Source organism: Winogradskyella sp. PE311 (genome assembly GCF_046545555.1).
GTDB lineage: Bacteria > Bacteroidota > Bacteroidia > Flavobacteriales > Flavobacteriaceae > Winogradskyella.
Window position 1 is genome coordinate 745,829 of the sequence record NZ_JBHZTH010000001.1, and the last position, 16,670, is coordinate 762,498.

14 protein-coding genes are annotated in these 16,670 nt (G+C 32.0%); 10 read left to right on the forward strand and 4 right to left on the reverse strand.

The annotated features are described in order from the left end of the window. The first annotated feature begins 69 nt into the window (after positions 1 to 69). The 5 genes from ACFWU4_RS03225 to ACFWU4_RS03245 all read left to right on the forward strand — a co-directional run bounded on the left by ACFWU4_RS03225 (position 70) and on the right by ACFWU4_RS03245 (position 6,390). Positions 70 to 639: a Crp/Fnr family transcriptional regulator gene (locus ACFWU4_RS03225; protein ID WP_411124805.1), complete on the forward strand. Its 570-nt coding sequence runs from the start codon at positions 70 to 72 to the stop codon at positions 637 to 639. A 247-nt stretch (positions 640 to 886) separates the two neighbouring features. Then, positions 887 to 4,291 (forward strand): isoleucine--tRNA ligase, encoded by a 3,405-nt coding sequence (gene ileS, locus ACFWU4_RS03230; RefSeq protein WP_411124807.1) that lies wholly within the window; start codon positions 887 to 889, stop codon positions 4,289 to 4,291. Positions 4,292 to 4,296: 5 nt separating this feature from the next. Then, positions 4,297 to 4,680 carry a TraR/DksA family transcriptional regulator gene (locus tag ACFWU4_RS03235; RefSeq protein ID WP_411124809.1) on the forward strand — a complete coding sequence of 128 codons (384 nt, stop codon included), beginning with the start codon at positions 4,297 to 4,299 and terminating at the stop codon, positions 4,678 to 4,680. A gap of 67 nt (positions 4,681 to 4,747) precedes the next feature. Then, entirely contained in the window at positions 4,748 to 5,365 is a 618-nt protein-coding gene (locus ACFWU4_RS03240) for a lipoprotein signal peptidase (RefSeq protein ID WP_411124811.1), read from the forward strand. Beyond that, positions 5,365 to 6,390 carry a cellulase family glycosylhydrolase gene (locus ACFWU4_RS03245; protein WP_411124813.1) on the forward strand — a complete coding sequence of 342 codons (1,026 nt, stop codon included), beginning with the start codon at positions 5,365 to 5,367 and terminating at the stop codon, positions 6,388 to 6,390. Before ACFWU4_RS03240 ends, ACFWU4_RS03245 begins: the two co-directional genes overlap by 1 nt. A gap of 4 nt (positions 6,391 to 6,394) precedes the next feature. Here the strand turns inward: ACFWU4_RS03245 and ACFWU4_RS03250 are convergent, their stop codons facing one another. From ACFWU4_RS03250 to ACFWU4_RS03265, 4 genes are read right to left on the reverse strand one after another with little or no spacing between them, the layout of a single operon-like run. Then, the gene (locus tag ACFWU4_RS03250; RefSeq protein WP_411124815.1) at positions 6,395 to 6,958 is read right to left on the reverse strand and encodes a 5-formyltetrahydrofolate cyclo-ligase; all 564 of its coding nucleotides are present in this window, start codon (positions 6,956 to 6,958) and stop codon (positions 6,395 to 6,397) included. After that, complete coding sequence (locus ACFWU4_RS03255) at positions 6,955 to 7,920, reverse strand: succinylglutamate desuccinylase/aspartoacylase family protein (RefSeq protein WP_411124817.1); 966 nt, start codon at positions 7,918 to 7,920, stop codon at positions 6,955 to 6,957. The genes ACFWU4_RS03250 and ACFWU4_RS03255 overlap by 4 nt, the downstream gene beginning before the upstream one ends. A 4-nt stretch (positions 7,921 to 7,924) precedes the next feature. Next, the gene (gene rimK / locus ACFWU4_RS03260) at positions 7,925 to 8,800 is read right to left on the reverse strand and encodes a 30S ribosomal protein S6--L-glutamate ligase (protein ID WP_411124819.1); all 876 of its coding nucleotides are present in this window, start codon (positions 8,798 to 8,800) and stop codon (positions 7,925 to 7,927) included. Next, positions 8,800 to 9,225, reverse strand: a complete 426-nt coding sequence (locus ACFWU4_RS03265) for an ATP-dependent zinc protease (RefSeq protein ID WP_411124821.1) — start codon at positions 9,223 to 9,225, stop codon at positions 8,800 to 8,802. The genes rimK and ACFWU4_RS03265 overlap by 1 nt, the downstream gene beginning before the upstream one ends. Before the next feature lie 91 nt (positions 9,226 to 9,316). On the opposite strand from ACFWU4_RS03265, the gene uvrC reads away from it, so the two are divergent. The 5 genes from uvrC to hppD all read left to right on the forward strand — a co-directional run bounded on the left by uvrC (position 9,317) and on the right by hppD (position 16,452). Next, a complete protein-coding gene (uvrC, locus tag ACFWU4_RS03270; protein WP_411124823.1) occupies positions 9,317 to 11,110 on the forward strand; it encodes an excinuclease ABC subunit UvrC in 1,794 nt (597 codons plus the stop codon). 52 nt (positions 11,111 to 11,162) lie between these two features. Next, positions 11,163 to 13,370: a patatin-like phospholipase family protein gene (locus ACFWU4_RS03275; protein WP_411124825.1), complete on the forward strand. Its 2,208-nt coding sequence runs from the start codon at positions 11,163 to 11,165 to the stop codon at positions 13,368 to 13,370. Positions 13,371 to 13,612: 242 nt separating this feature from the next. After that, positions 13,613 to 14,773 (forward strand): homogentisate 1,2-dioxygenase, encoded by a 1,161-nt coding sequence (locus ACFWU4_RS03280; protein WP_411124827.1) that lies wholly within the window; start codon positions 13,613 to 13,615, stop codon positions 14,771 to 14,773. Positions 14,774 to 14,793: 20 nt separating this feature from the next. Continuing rightward, complete coding sequence (locus ACFWU4_RS03285) at positions 14,794 to 15,285, forward strand: CCC motif membrane protein (RefSeq protein WP_411124829.1); 492 nt, start codon at positions 14,794 to 14,796, stop codon at positions 15,283 to 15,285. Between the two features lie 6 nt (positions 15,286 to 15,291). Continuing rightward, positions 15,292 to 16,452: a 4-hydroxyphenylpyruvate dioxygenase gene (gene hppD / locus ACFWU4_RS03290; protein ID WP_411124831.1), complete on the forward strand. Its 1,161-nt coding sequence runs from the start codon at positions 15,292 to 15,294 to the stop codon at positions 16,450 to 16,452. Positions 16,453 to 16,670 lie beyond the last annotated feature (218 nt).

Sequence of the window (16,670 nt, forward strand, 5' to 3'; positions counted from 1 at the left end):
CATAGCAATTATTTGGTTTGGTATTAATAATTAATTTCCTTTGCCATTAATAATGATACATAAGTAACCATGGGAGACCCTAACTTTGATTTTTTAAAATCGAAATTCCATGTTTCTAAAGAGACGTTTTTAATTTTAAAAGGCTTAGCTAAATTTCGCAAGTTAAAAACTGGTGAAGCTTTGGTTGAACAAGGAAAAAAAAGTAATAAAGTTGCTTTTTTATTTTCTGGGTTAATGCGAGCATATACTACTACAGAAACAGGAAAAGATATCACGAAAAATATATTTACACCAATAAGTTTTTTAGGGGCATTTTCTTCTGTGATTAAAAATGAACCATCATTTTTATGCTATGAAGCTTTGGTAGACTCTTATGTCTACGAAATTAATTTTATCGAATTTATAGAACTATCTAAGACTAATATCGATATTAGTAACCTGTATAATAGAGTGTTGGAGTATGTTTTTATAATGTATGAGAAAAAACAAATGGAGTCAATGACTTTAAATGGTACCGAGCGTTATTTAGCACTTAAAAAACAAATCCCAGATATAGATAATTTAATACATCAATACCAGATAGCGTCTTATTTAAATATTTCACCAGTTCAATTAAGTCGAATAAGAAGAGATTTATAGCGATTTTAACATATGTTAATTTCTAATCTTTTTATTCAAGCTATTTTTGACGCAGATTAATTTTTTACAAACCAAAAATTAGTTAATAGCCTTAACAGAAAAAAGCAAACGATCGTCGTTTGCTTTTTTTTATGATTGTCTCCAAGATTAAAATACTCAAGCTATTTTAGTAAGCTTTAATGAGCATTTTAATTATAGTAATTACTCAAAATTCTGTAATTTTGCAAACTTATAATAAATGCAGATAATGAGCACAAAGTTCCCTGAATATAAAGGACTTAACTTGTCTAAAGTTGCGGATGAAGTCGGCGACTATTGGCAAGAACATAACATCTTCGATAAAAGTGTAATCACTAGAGAAGGAAAACCACCTTATGTATTTTTTGAAGGGCCTCCTTCTGCAAACGGTTTACCTGGTGTGCACCATGTTTTAGCAAGAGCTATAAAAGATATTTTTCCGCGTTATAAGACTATGAAAGGTTTTCAGGTTAAACGCAAAGCAGGTTGGGACACTCACGGTCTGCCAGTAGAACTTGGTGTAGAAAAAGAATTGGGTATAACTAAAGAAGATATTGGTACTAAAATTACAGTAGAAGAATACAATGAGGCTTGTAAAAAAGCCGTAATGCGTTATACGGATATTTGGAATGATTTAACCAAGAAAATGGGCTATTGGGTAGATATGGATAACCCATATGTGACCTATAAATCTAAATACATGGAGAGTGTATGGTGGTTACTTAAGCAGATTTATGAGAAAGATTTAATTTACAAAGGCTATACAATTCAGCCATATTCTCCAAAAGCTGGTACAGGATTAAGCTCACATGAGTTAAATCAACCAGGTACTTACCAAGATGTGACAGATACAACAGTTGTAGCTCAGTTTAAAGCTAATGAAGATTCGTTGCCAGACTTTTTACAAAATGAAGGTGATATATACTTCCTAGCTTGGACAACAACACCTTGGACATTACCGAGTAATACAGCATTGACTGTTGGGCCAAAGATTGATTATGTTTTAGTAGAAACCTATAATCAATACACCTTTAAACCAATGAATGTTGTTTTGGCTAAAGGTTTAGTTAGCAAACAATTTGATGGAAAATTCAAACAAGTTGAAACAAAACCAGAATTAATAGACTATAAAGAAGGAGATAAGAAAATTCCTTTTTATGTAGTTAAAGAATTTAAAGGAAAAGATTTAGTAGGTATTACATACGAACAATTATTAGATTTTAGCCTTGAATTTGAAAATAAACAAAATGCATTTCGTGTAATTTCAGGAGATTTTGTAACGACTGAAGATGGTACAGGTATCGTACACACAGCACCAACCTTTGGTGCAGATGATGCTTTAGTTGCCAAACAAGCCATACCAGAAATCCCACCATTTTTAGTAAAAGACGAGAATGATAATTTAGTGCCACTTGTAGATTTACAAGGAAAATTCAGAAAAGAATTAGATGAATTTGGTGGTAAATATGTTAAAAACGAATATTATAGTGATGGTGAAGCGCCAGAACGTTCTATAGATGTTGAACTTGCAATTAAATTAAAGACAGAAAACAAAGCCTTTAAGGTCGAAAAATATAAACACAGTTATCCAAACTGTTGGAGAACAGACAAACCAATTTTGTATTACCCGTTAGATTCTTGGTTCATTAAAGTTACTGATGTAAAAGGGAGAATGCATGAGTTAAATACAACTATCAACTGGAAACCTAAATCAACTGGTGAAGGACGTTTTGGTAATTGGTTAGCAAATGCAAATGACTGGAATCTTTCACGTTCGCGTTTTTGGGGAATTCCATTACCAATTTGGAGAACAGAAGATGGCAAAGAACAGTTGTGCATTGGATCTGTTGAAGAATTAAAAGCTGAAATGGTAAAATCAGTCAAGGCTGGTGTAATGTCCGAAGATATTTTTGCAGATTTTGAAGTCGGTAACATGTCTGAAGCAAATTACGATACCATTGATTTACACAAAAATGTAGTCGATAAAATTGTTTTAGTATCTCCTTCAGGGAAACCAATGAATCGCGAAAGCGATTTAATAGATGTTTGGTTCGATTCTGGTTCTATGCCATACGCACAGTGGCATTATCCATTTGAGAATAAAAACCTGATTGATAATAATGAAGCGTTTCCTGCAGATTTTATCGCGGAAGGTGTAGACCAAACACGTGGATGGTTCTATACGCTTCATGCTATCGGTACAATGGTGTTTGACTCTGTTGCCTATAAAAATGTAGTCTCAAATGGTTTAGTTTTAGATAAAAACGGACAGAAGATGTCGAAGCGTTTAGGTAACGCAACTGACCCTTTTGAAACTTTATCAAAATATGGTGCAGATGCTACACGTTGGTATATGATAATGAATGCCAATCCATGGGATAACTTAAAGTTTGACAGTGATGGAATTGCCGAAGTTAGTCGTAAGTTTTTTGGAACACTTTATAATACCTATTCCTTCTTTACGCTTTATACTAATATAGATGGTTTCAATTATAGCGAAGCAGATATTGCATTAGAAGAGCGACCAGAAATTGACCGTTGGATTTTATCTGAATTAAATACTTTAATACAAAAAGTAGATAAATTCTACGAAGAATATGAGCCAACGAAAGCCGCAAGAGCAATTTCAGATTTTACACAAGATTATTTAAGTAACTGGTATGTGCGCTTAAGTAGGAGACGTTTCTGGAAAGGAGATTACCAAGCAGATAAAATTTCTGCATATCAAACTTTATATATGTGTATGGAAACGATTGCAAAACTTGGAGCTCCAATTGCACCATTTTTCATGGATCGTTTATATCAAGATCTTAATGCCGTAACTCAAAAAGAGGATTTTGAAAGTGTTCACTTATCAGAATTTCCTCATGTTAATACTAGTGCTATAGATAAAGTATTAGAAAGAAAAATGGAGAGCGCACAAACAATATGTTCGTTGGTATTATCGTTGAGAGCTAAAGAGAAGATTAAAGTGCGTCAACCATTACAGAAAATTATGATTCCGGTTGACAATCGACAACAAAAGGAGGAAATTGAAGCCGTTGAAAATTTAATAAAGCACGAGGTTAATATAAAGGAAATAGAGCTACTAGAAGATGCTTCAGATATTTTGGTGAAGCAAATAAAACCTAATTTTAAAACTTTAGGGCCTAAATTTGGTAAAGAAATGAAGCTAATAGCTAGTGCAATAAGTGGTTTTAATGCAGATGATATAAAAAATGTTGAGCAAAGTGGTGAAATTAACATTGAAGTTTCAGGAAAAACGATTACATTAGGACTTGAAGATGTAGAAATTACATCACAAGATATAGAGGGCTGGCTTGTAGCTAATGAAGGTGCTTTAACAGTGGCTTTAGATGTTACAATTAATGAAGAATTACGTAAGGAGGGAGTTGCTCGTGAACTCGTAAACCGCATACAAAATTTACGTAAAGACTCAGGATTTGAAGTTACAGATAGAATTGATGTACAATTTCAAAACGATGCACTCGTGGCAGAAGCAATTGCTTCAAATGAAGATTATATTAAATCAGAAACATTAACAGAAGATTTAAAAATTATGGATAGCATAGAAAATGGTATAGAAATTGCTTTCGATGAAGTCAATACTAAACTATTCATTCAAAAACACTAAAACAAATGGCAAAAGATTCTATAAACAGATATTCGGATAAGGACTTAGAGGAATTTAAAGAACTAATTAATGAAAAAATAGATAAAGCAAAGCACGATCTAGAATTAATAAAAAGTGCTTATATGAATGATCATAATAATGGCACAGAAGACACATCGCCAACATTTAAAGCTTTTGATGAAGGGAGTGCGGTTATGAGTAAAGAGTCTAATTCTGCTCTAGCAATTCGTCAAGAAAAATTTATACGCGATTTGAAAAATGCAATTATTCGTATTGAAAATAAGACTTATGGTGTCTGTAGAGTGACAGGCAAATTAATAAATAAGGAGCGTTTAAAATTAGTACCTCATGCAACCTTAAGTATTGAAGCAAAAAATATGCAGAAATAATATTACTTTCAATTTTAACAGAAAAAAACACAAAGCTTTGGACAACTAATTTCAAAGCTTTTTTATTATGTCTTTAAAAAAAGCAGCAATCATAATTATTGTTATTTTATTGATAGACCAAATCAGTAAAATATATATTAAAACTCATTTTCAACTAAATGAAAACTTTAGGGTTTTTGATTGGTTTTATATTGATTTTATTGAGAATGATGGAATGGCTTGGGGAACAAAACTAAGCGATGTTTTTACTTCTATTTCTGATAAATCAGCAAAATTAATTTTAACTTTATTTAGAATAATAGCTGTAACAGGTATAGCATTTTGGCTTATCAATGTTACAAAAAATAAAAAATCCAAAATATTAGTATTTGCCATTGCGATAATCTTTGCAGGTGCTTTAGGTAATATTTTAGATTCTGTCTTTTATGGTGTTTTATTTAATGATAGTGTCTTTGAAGTTGCTAAATTTTTACCAGAGGATGGAGGTTACGCAGACCTATTTCATGGTAAGGTAGTTGATATGCTGCATTTTCCTATTTGGAGCGGTGTTTTACCAGATTCTATTCCATTGATAGGTGGAAAGCATTTTTCGTTTTTTGATCCTGTTTTTAATGTGGCAGATATAGCTATAAGTACAGGTATAGGTATATTAATTGTTTTTAATAAAAGAGCTTTTAAAGAGTAATGAATAGCAAATATTATAGTTTGGTTTTCAGGTTAGTAGGCAGCTTAATAGTACTAAGTACACTTTATTGTTGTAATAAAAATAATGATAATAGTTTAAGAGAAAATGTTTATAGTATTAGTGGTGATGCTATAAATTTAAATGATTTTGGTAAACAATTTGTTGGGGCAAATGCATTGCACTCGTTTGGAGTTGGTAGTGAAGATATGCTGTTATGGAATTTGAATATAGCAAGAGAGTTTGTGGGCAATATGAATGAAAATCCAATCTCAGGATTTCCTATAGAAGATTCAAACAATCAATTTTTACATTCACTTCAATCTATAGTAGATAATAATAGAAGTAATGGATTAGTTACAATTTTATGTCCTTTTGGTTGGGATGGTCAAAACGTTAATTTATTAACTGGTAAATTTCCTACTGAAACTTTATTTTGGGATGCTTACAGAGCAAAGTTGTCACAATGGGCAAATCATTTTAAAGAACAATCAGATGTGTGGATTGAAGTATGGAATGAGCCATACAGATTTGATAGAACTGATGGGTATACTGATGATATTTGGCTAAACACCATGGCAGAATTATATAATATTATTCGTAATACTGGTAATGAAAATATCGTTCTTATACCTTGTGCTGAGCAAGGGCAAGATGAAAGTGTATTAATTAATAAGGGTATAGAATTCTTAAACAATTCAAATAATGTATTATTTGATATACACGCCTACGAGAAGTGGCTTTTAGAGAGTAATTTAAATATTGAAGAAAGAGTTTTAAATCTTCAAAATTTAGATTTACCTATTTTTTTTGGAGAAGTAGCACCAGTAAATTCAGGGGTTTTAATGAATCCAGATTATTTTTTAAATTTAATTCACACGAAACAAATTTCTTTTGCTGCTTGGCTTTGGAAATATGACGAGACGGATCAAGATGCGCTTTTAACCACAGAAGGATTACCCAACAATGAAAATAATAATAATTGGGGCGATCTCTACCTTTCAATAGCTACTAGAGATCGATTATAATGCATTAAAATTTATAAATAGCGTTAGGTGTCACACAGAGGTTTAAAGTAATATCTGTCGTATTTAAATCATGTATCTTGAGTTCGGCTCCAAAAAGTGATAAACCAATTTTTAGAGTTTCGGGTTTGCAATCTGCTAAAAACCTATCGTAAAACCCCTTGCCATAACCAATTCTGTTTCCCAAGTTGTCAAAAGCTAAAAGCGGAACGAAAACAACATCTAATTGCGAAGATTTTATTTCAATACCATCCAAAGGTTCGGGAATGTCATAACTGTTTTTCTTGATTTTGGTATTATCTGTTAATAGATAATGAGTCATTGAGTAATCTTTGAAATTACTTTTAGAAATAACGATATTCTTGTCTTTGCCAGATAGAATATTTAAAATATAAGCAGTATTAATTTCTTTCTGTTTTTCGATAGATAAGAAGATATGGTAGAAAGTTTTATCCCAGATATTAAGTTTTAATAATTGATTAGCAATAGCTAGACTGTAATCCTCAATTTGAGTATCTAACAAGTTTCGTCTTAAGACTTTATATTTTTCTCTAAGTTCAGATTTTATCATGCCTCTAGTTTTGTAGAAATATGAAAAATAGCATCACCTTGATAAATTATAGGCGATTCATTAACATTAAATATATAGCCACTATTAGGAGCTTTTATGAAATAATTAAAACTACCATAAGGATCTGTTATATTACCAATAACTTCGCCTTTTTCTACTTTAGAATTTATAGAAATAGTAGCCTTAAACATACCCGAATATTTTGCTCTAATCCATTTGCTATCTTCAATTACAATAGCTTCTGCCTTAGGCTTAGAGGCTTTAAACCTACTACTTAACATTCCAAAATGATTAAGAACACGTTTAGCACCATTAACACCTGTATTAGTGATGGTACTATGTATATTAAATGATTTACCACCTTCAAACAAAAGCATTGGTACTCCAGATTTTTCACAGGCATTTCTAAAAGATTTATTCAAATTTTGAGAGTAATAGATAAAAGGAGCACCGAAAACATGTGCTAATTCTGTTAATTTAGGATTATCTTTTATAATACGTATTTGTGCAGCATTAAAACGATCAGCACCACCCGTATGAAAATCCATTATAAAATCTACATGAGGGACTAATTCTTTCATAACAAAATGTGCTACTCGACTAGCTAAAGAACCGTTTGCACTGCCAGGAAAAACCCTATTTAAATCTCGACCGTCAGGAAAAAGACGATCCATATTTAAAAACCCAAATACGTTAATAACAGGTACACAGATTATCGTTCCTATTTTTGGCTTATTAATTCCTTTTGCAATAATTTGGCGTACAATTTCCACGCCATTAATTTCATCACCATGTATACCTGCAGTAACTAAAACAGTTGGCCCAGGTTTTTTTGAACGTTCTATAATTATAGGAACATCTAACGTATTTCTAGTATGAAGTTTAGCTACCTCAAATGTAACTGTAGCACTCTTTCCAGGTGCAACCTCAACTCCTAAAATATTTAAAATATCTTCCGACATATCTTTACTTTCTGCTACGTTCTATAAAGGTGATAATTGCTCTTGCTATATTTTTATTTGTTGCAGTTTCAATACCTTCTAAACCTGGTGTAGAGTTAACCTCTAAAAGTAATGGTCCTCTGCCAGACTGTAGCATATCTACACCGCAAACAGGTAGTTTTAAAACTTTCGCAGCATTCATTGCTAATTTTAATTCATCATGATCTAATTTTATGATATTAGCGGATCCGCCTCGGTGCAAATTAGAGCGAAACTCACCTTCTTTACCTTGCCGTTTCATGGCACCAACAACTTGCCCATCTACAACTAAAGCTCTAAGATCCGCACCTTTAGCCTCTTTAATAAATTCTTGGACTATTACTCTAGCTTGCAATCCATTAAATGCCTCTAGAACAGATTCAGCTGCATTTTTACTTTCGGCTAATACGACACCAAGACCCTGAGTACCTTCAAGTAATTTAATGATTACGGGAGTACCACCAACATGCTCAATAACTTCCTCAACATCTCTAGAATAATTGGTAAATACCGTTTTTGGCATCCCAATACCTGCTTTACTTAGACGTTGTAAGCTTTTTAATTTGTCTCGAGATCTTAAAATAGCATCGGAGGATGCGATAGTGAAAACTCCCATTTCTTCAAATTGTCTCACCACTGCGCAACCATAGAAAGTTACCGAAGATCCAATTCTAGGTATAATAGCATCAACATAGTCTAAATAACGGTCCCTGTAGTAAATGGTTGGCTTTTCCTTTTCTATAATAATATCGCATTTTAGTGGATCGATTATTTCTACATCATGTCCTCGAGCTTCAGCTTCTTCTATGAGTCTTTTGGTTGAATATAAGTTTGGATTACGAGAAAGTATTACTATGTTCATTATATTATTTTGGTATTGTAAGACTGATTTTCTAAATCAACATCGACGATAAATTTTTTACTCAAAAACTGTCGCCCAATAAGTACAGGAAACTTCATATCATCTCTGGTGCTTAAAGTTAGGTTAATCTTGTAGGTTTTGCTAAAAAATACAATGTTTGTTTTTATTTTAAAACGGTTTTCACGATGACCATTACTACTTTTTACATCGGTATAACTGTAAGTTTTAAATATAATTTCTTTGCTATTAAAGTTAGGGTGTTCTGAGCTTTCAAAAGTACAAAAGAGCATATTGTTTTCTTCTCTAATTCTAGAGCAATGAATGGCAGATGTATATGCGCCAGTATCGATTTTAACATCGATAGTGTTTAGGTCTAATTCAGGAAAATCAACTTTATCAACACGTCCCAATACCTTTTTTGTCATTGCGTTTTAATTTGTAAAAAGAGGCCAAAGATACAGATAACTTTAAGTTCTTGTAACTCTAAATTTATAACTTTTATATACCTTTGATTTAATGCCAAAAACAACATTAGATATACAAATAAAAACGCTACCTCATCAACCTGGCGTATATCAATATTTTGATAGTGATGAAAAACTCATTTATGTTGGCAAAGCTAAGGATATTAAAAAACGGGTTAGTAGTTATTTTAATAAGCATCACGACTATGGTAAAACAAGAGTTTTAGTAAAAAATATAGTTTCTGTAAAACATATTGTTGTAGAAACTGAGAACGACGCTTTACTTCTTGAGAACAATCTTATAAAAAAATATCAACCAAAGTATAATGTCTTATTAAAAGATGATAAATCTTACCCGTGGATCTGTATTAAAAAAGAGCGTTTTCCGAGAGTGTTTCCTACGAGAAGAGTTATAAAGGATGGTTCAGAATATTTTGGGCCATATACTAGTATGAAAACTGTAAAAACTCTACTAGGTTTAATTAAAGGATTATATCAATTACGAACTTGTAATTATGACCTGTCTGAATCTAAAATACAAGCTGGTAAATATAAAGTCTGCTTAGAGTATCATTTAGGTAATTGCAAAGGAGGATGTGAAGGTTACGAAACTGAGGAAGAATACCATGCTAACGTTACAGCAATACGCGAAATTTTAAAAGGAAATTTTAAGGATTCGTTACAGCAATTTAGAATTCAAATGAGACATCATGCTGAAAACATGAGGTTTGAAGATGCTCAAAAAATTAAGGAAAAGTTAGAAGTCCTAGAGAATTATCAGGCTAAATCAACCATAGTAAATCCTAAAATTAGTAATGTAGACGTATTTTCTATTATTAGTGATGAGACCTACGCATACATTAATTTTTTACAGTTAAGTTATGGCTCTATAATAAGATCACATACCTTAGAAATTAAAAAGAGATTACAAGAGACTGATAAAGTTTTATTAGAAATAGCCATTACCGAAATACATCAGCGTTTTAATTCTAACTCTAGAGAAATCTACGTTCCTTTTAAAGTTAATTTAGGAAACGACTTAAAAATTACAATACCAAAACTTGGTGATAAAAAAAGGATTTTAGATCTATCGCTTAGAAATGCTAAATATTATCGCATGGATAAATTTAAGCAAGTGAAACTAGTAGATCCAGATCGCCACGCCAATCGAATTATGGCACAAATGAAAGCAGATTTACGTTTGTCTGAAGAACCGAGGCATATAGAATGTTTTGATAATTCTAATATTCAAGGAACAAATCCAGTTGCAGCTTGTGTTGTTTTTAAGAACGGAAAGCCAAGTAAAAAGGAGTATAGAAATTTTAATATTAAAACTGTTGAGGGGCCAGATGATTTTGCTTCAATGGAAGAAGTTGTTTATAGACGCTACAAACGTTTAGTTGAAGAAGAACAACCATTACCACAATTAATTATTATAGATGGTGGAAAAGGACAGTTGTCATCAGCGTTAAAAAGCTTAGATGTTTTAGGTTTGAGAGGGAAAATTGCTATTATTGGTATTGCTAAACGGTTAGAAGAATTATTTTATCCAGATGATCCAATTCCTTTGTATCTAGATAAAAAAAGTGAAACATTAAAAATTATTCAACAATTAAGAAACGAGGCACATCGATTTGGTATTGAACATCATAGAAATAGAAGAAGTAAAGGAGCTTTGACTACAGAACTAGAAAATATTTCTGGTGTAGGTGAACAAACAATTGTTGATTTAATGAAAACTTTTAAAACAGTAAAAAGGATAGCAAATGCCAAGTTAGATGAACTCGAAGCAGTTGTAGGCGTTTCTCGAGCTAATAAAATTTACGATTATTACCATAAAGAATAAATTGAAATTAATTAAAACATATAATTATAGGGTTGTTCTACATATTTTCGTAATGCTGTTTACAGCATTATATGTTAATGTGCTTTCTGCTCAAGAATTAAAAGAGCCTAAAGTTGGTTTAGTATTAAGTGGAGGTGGTGCTAAAGGTTTTGCTCATATAGGTGTATTAAAAGTTATAGATAGTCTAGGGATTAAAATAGATTACGTTGCAGGAACTAGTATGGGAGCTATAATTGGCTCATTATATGCTACAGGATACTCCGGTAAGCAATTAGAAGCCATGTTTAATAGTCAGGATTTTAGTTCCTTAATTAATGATGAATTTCCTAGATCTGCTAAATCATTTTATGAACGCGAAAACTCTGAGAAATATGCAGTGAGTCTGCCTTTTGATAGACTTAGGATAAACTTACCTTCCGCTTTGTCTCGTGGACAAAATGTATATAATTTACTGTATCAATTAATGATTCCTGTAAATGAAATAAGAGATTTTGAAAATCTACCTATTCCCTTTTTCTGTATTGCAACTAATATTGAAAATGGCGAATCTATACTCTTGAATAAAGGAAATTTACCCGAAGCAGTTACCGCCAGTGCCGCCTTACCATCTTTATTTCAACCCGTTGTTATAGGAAATGATATTTTAATTGATGGTGGAGTAACAAATAATTTTCCGGTTGAAGAATTACGTGCAAAAGGAATGGATATTATTATTGGTGTTGATGTGCAAGATGCCCTAAAGGATAGAGAGTTATTAAAATCAGCACCAGACATTCTACTACAAATTAATAACTTTCGCACGATAAGCGCCATGAAGGAAAAAGTATCGTTGACCGATATTTATATAAAACCAGATATTACCAACTATTCCGTTATTTCTTTTAGTGAAGGTGATAATATTATTAATAATGGGGAAGCTGCCGCTAACGCTAAATTAAACGAATTAAGTCAATTAAGGCGCCAACAGAATTCTAGTTCTATCCAACAAAATATTAGACTTAAAGACAGTATACAGATTAATTCAATTAGTATTAGAGGTAATCAAAGATATACAAGGTCCTACCTATTAGGAAAACTAAAATTTAAAGCAGATGAGAAAATAAGTTATTCCGATTTTAAAAAAGGGATAAACAATCTTATCGCGACAAATAACTTTAATACGTTTAGATATTACTTAGAACCCAGTTTAAATAAAACGGGTTACAATTTAAAAGGTGAGTTAAGAGAGTCAGAAACAACAACCTTCTTAAGATTAGGTGTGCATTATGACGGATTATATAAAAGTGCCGCCTTAGCTAATTTGACTAAGCAGAGATTGTTGTTTAATAATGATATAGCTTCCTTAGACTTTATTCTTGGTGATAACTCAAGGTATAATTTTGATTATTTTATAGATAAAGGTTTTTATTTAAGTATTGGTATTAAGTCGCGATTCAATCAATTTAATAAAAATGTAAATCCGCTACTCGCTCTTTCTGATGATTCTCCGCTTTTAGTGGGTTTAAATAAAATTGATATTGATCTTACTGATTTCACAAATCAAGTATATCTTCAGACTATTTTTAGAAAAGATTTTGCGTTACGATTAGGTGCAGAGCATAAAAGACTAAAAATTACTTCTGAAACAATTATCGATGACAACCAAGAAGATGAGGTCACTTTTGAAAACACTGATTACCTTGGTGTATTTGGCACGCTAAAATTTGATGATTATGATAATCCACACTTTCCTAAAAGCGGGTTTTATTTTAATGGTAATTTTCATTTGTACCTCAGAGCTTCAGGACTTAATAAAGACTTTTCAGAATTTTCTATAGCGAAAGCAGACATTGGTTATGCATTTAGTTTTAATGATAAGTTGGCATTAAAAACAGAGGCTAATGGGGGTTTTAAAATAGGTGATAAATCGACTAATTCCTTAGACTTTGGTCTTGGTGGGTTTGGTCATAATTTTATTAATAACTTTCAGTCATTTTATGGTTATGATTATTTATCACTAACTGGTGATAGCTTTGTTAAGGCTACCTTTACATTAGATTACGAAATTTTTAAAAAGCATCACGTTTTATTAGCAGCCAACTATGCTAATATTAATAATGGTCTTTTTGAGTCTAGTAACTTCTTATCTTCTCCAGAGTACAGCGGTTATGCTATTGGGTACTCATTAGAGACTTTCCTTGGTCCGTTAGAAGGAAAGTATACGTATTCACCAGATACGGGTAATGGCTATTGGTTCTTTAATCTTGGATTTTGGTTTTAATAAAATCGAAGTTTTGATGTATTCAATTTATTTCAATATCTCAGTATTTTACTATCTCAATTAAATATTACATATTTGTAATCTTATGAAACCATTCTGGCAAAATATAAAACTTCATTTACACTTCCTTATTAAAAGGAATCCAGAATAAACACGCATTTTTTGTACCTTTAAAACTATTAAGTTAGTGATTCCTTGAACCAAGTTGACAAGGTCACTTTAATATTTAAAAATTCAAAAAAATGCCATTTTATCATAAATTAGGAGAGATTCCACCAAAACGTCATACACAGTTTAAAAAACCAGACGGAACGTTTTATTACGAACAATTATTTGGAACAATAGGTTTCGACGGCATGTCAACCAATAGTTACCACGAGCAGCGTCCTACACAGGTAAAAGAAATAAAAAAACAATATAGTGTTGCTCCGAAAATAGCTAAGTCTAATAATATACAATCCTACCGATTACATGGTTTCAAGGTAAAACCAGAAAACGATTATTTAGAAAGTCGTAAAATCGTTTTAACAAATAATGATTGTAATATTATATTGGCTGCACCGAAAGAATCAACAAAAGACTATTTCTACAAAAATACAGATGCAGATGAGTTGCTTTTTATTCATAAAGGTTCAGGGAGATTAAGAACACATTTAGGGAATTTAGATTTTAAGTATGGTGATTATCTTGTGGTACCTAGAGGTATTATATATAAGCTAGATTTTGATACTGAAGATAACCGTCTATTTATTGTGGAATCTTACAGACCTATATATACACCAAAACGGTATCGAAATTGGTTTGGGCAATTATTAGAGCATTCACCATTTTGCGAACGCGATTTACGTCAACCACAAGAATTAGAAACGTATAATGAGTCTGGAGAGTTTTTAATTAAAATAAAGAAGCAAGACGAGATTTTTGATATGGTTTACGCATCGCATCCTTTTGATGTTATTGGTTACGATGGGTATAATTATCCATATGCGTTTTCAATTCACGATTTTGAACCTATAACGGGTCGTGTACATCAACCACCACCTGTCCATCAAACTTTTGAAACTGACGCCTTTGTGATATGTAGTTTTGTACCACGCCTATACGATTACCATCCATTAGCAGTACCAGCTCCTTATAATCATAGTAATATAGATAGTGATGAGGTTATTTATTATGTAGATGGTGATTTTATGAGTAGAAACGATATAGATGCAGGACATATTTCTTTGCATCCGGCAGGTATACCTCATGGTCCGCATCCTCGTGCAATGGAAAGAAGTATCGGCAAAGTAAAAACAGACGAATTAGCTGTAATGGTAGATACTTTTAAACCATTAAAAGTTACCGAAGAAGCTTTGAGCATAGCTGATGAAGATTATTTTAAGTCTTGGCTAGAGCACTAACTAAAGAAGAGTAATTAGAAATGAATCAAAATAAATTATCCGCTGACCCATTATCACTTGTTTTAGGAATTATTGCACTAGTAATAGGTATTGCAGGATGCTGCTGTTACGGTATTACGGCAATAGTGCCTTTAATTCTAGGAATAATTGGTTTAGTAACGGCAAATAAAAGTTTGAGAGATTATCGCGAAAATCCAGATGTTTACTCGCACCAATCTCGAAGTAATGTTAATACAGCTAAAATTATAAACATTATAGCAATTGTTATGAATGGTGTAATTGTACTTATAGCTATTGCAGCTATAACATTTTACGGTACTATGTTATCATCTGGTATATTTGAAGAAATGCAAAGAAACTCGAGATTTGATGACTTAGATGATTATGAAGTAGAAATTGATACCAGTACATGGGAGAGTGATAATTACGAATTAGAAATAGAGCAAGATTCTGTAAATATAGAAACCTTATTAGAGGAAGAATTAGAAACGGAAGAATCAGAAATAAATTAATTTATTATGGCCAAAGAAGTTAAAAATGTAAACTACGGTTTAGAAAAAATATTTGAAGGAGCTCAAGATTTTCTGCCGCTTTTAGGAACAGATTATGTTGAGTTTTACGTCGGTAATGCAAAGCAAGCAGCACATTATTACAAAACAGCTTTTGGATTTCAATCGCATGCCTATCGTGGATTAGAAACTGGTGCTAAAGATTCAGTAAGTTATGTCTTAACGCAAGACAAGATTAAGTTAATGCTTACAACACCTTTAAATAGTAAATCTAAAATTAATAATCATATAGTAAAACATGGAGATGGAGTAAAAGTAGTAGCACTATGGGTAGAAGACGCAAAACAAGCTTATAAGGAAACGACTTCTCGAGGTGCAAAATCTTATATGGAACCAACAGTCGAAAAAGACGAATATGGAGAGGTTGTAAGGGCAGGGATTTATACCTACGGAGAGACTGTACATATGTTTGTTGAGCGCAAAAATTATAATGGAGCATTTTTACCCGGATTTCAAAAATGGGAATCTGATTATAATCCACCAGCTTCGGGATTAAAATATATCGATCATATGGTTGGTAATGTAGGTTGGAATCAAATGGATGTTTGGGTAAAATGGTATGAAGATGTTATGGGATTTGAGAATTTTCTATCATTCGACGACAAGCAAATTCATACAGAATATTCAGCATTAATGAGTAAGGTTATGTCTAACGGAAATGGTAGAATTAAATTTCCAATAAATGAACCAGCAGAAGGTAAAAAACGATCTCAAATTGAAGAATATTTAGATTTTTACGAGGGTGCAGGTGTCCAACATATTGCGGTCGCAACAGATGATATTATTAAAACTGTATCTCAATTACGTGCAAACGGGGTAGAGTTTTTATCAACTCCACCAGAGGAATATTACAGAGCAGTACCAGGAAGATTAGAAGAATTTAGTCATGAGTTAAGAGAAGATATCGAAAAACTAAAAGGTTTAGGTATAATGATAGATGCAGATGAAGAAGGTTATTTACTTCAAATTTTCACAAAACCTGTAGAAGACAGACCTACATTATTTTTTGAGATTATCCAGCGTATGGGAGCTCGTGGTTTTGGTGCAGGTAATTTTAAGGCTTTATTTGAGTCGATTGAAAGAGAACAAGCGAAAAGAGGTACATTATAAGAAATGATGTAGTGTTTATTTTATTTATTATAAGGGCGTTTTCATTCAATTTGAATGATATTAATTTTATTTTGTTCGTGGTTTCATGGTAGATTTAATAAAAATGAGAGTATTAACCGAATAAAACAATAAATTAACCCAAGGTTTTTGGTTTGTAATTCATTGTTTTTTTAGATTTGGAATAGTAATTGTAATTAAGATACTTGTAACATAAAAAT

Bases quoted from the DNA above. Each gene is read 5' to 3' on its own strand.
- ACFWU4_RS03225 (WP_411124805.1), top strand. From the start codon at position 70: ATGGGAGACCCTAACTTTGATTTTTTAAAATCGAAATTCCATGTTTCT.
- ileS (WP_411124807.1), top strand. From the start codon at position 887: ATGAGCACAAAGTTCCCTGAATATAAAGGACTTAACTTGTCTAAAGTT.
- ACFWU4_RS03235 (WP_411124809.1), top strand. From the start codon at position 4,297: ATGGCAAAAGATTCTATAAACAGATATTCGGATAAGGACTTAGAGGAA.
- ACFWU4_RS03240 (WP_411124811.1), top strand. From the start codon at position 4,748: ATGTCTTTAAAAAAAGCAGCAATCATAATTATTGTTATTTTATTGATA.
- ACFWU4_RS03245 (WP_411124813.1), top strand. From the start codon at position 5,365: ATGAATAGCAAATATTATAGTTTGGTTTTCAGGTTAGTAGGCAGCTTA.
- ACFWU4_RS03250 (WP_411124815.1), bottom strand. From the start codon at position 6,958: ATGATAAAATCTGAACTTAGAGAAAAATATAAAGTCTTAAGACGAAAC.
- ACFWU4_RS03255 (WP_411124817.1), bottom strand. From the start codon at position 7,920: ATGTCGGAAGATATTTTAAATATTTTAGGAGTTGAGGTTGCACCTGGA.
- rimK (WP_411124819.1), bottom strand. From the start codon at position 8,800: ATGAACATAGTAATACTTTCTCGTAATCCAAACTTATATTCAACCAAA.
- ACFWU4_RS03265 (WP_411124821.1), bottom strand. From the start codon at position 9,225: ATGACAAAAAAGGTATTGGGACGTGTTGATAAAGTTGATTTTCCTGAA.
- uvrC (WP_411124823.1), top strand. From the start codon at position 9,317: ATGCCAAAAACAACATTAGATATACAAATAAAAACGCTACCTCATCAA.
- ACFWU4_RS03275 (WP_411124825.1), top strand. From the start codon at position 11,163: ATGCTGTTTACAGCATTATATGTTAATGTGCTTTCTGCTCAAGAATTA.
- ACFWU4_RS03280 (WP_411124827.1), top strand. From the start codon at position 13,613: ATGCCATTTTATCATAAATTAGGAGAGATTCCACCAAAACGTCATACA.
- ACFWU4_RS03285 (WP_411124829.1), top strand. From the start codon at position 14,794: ATGAATCAAAATAAATTATCCGCTGACCCATTATCACTTGTTTTAGGA.
- hppD (WP_411124831.1), top strand. From the start codon at position 15,292: ATGGCCAAAGAAGTTAAAAATGTAAACTACGGTTTAGAAAAAATATTT.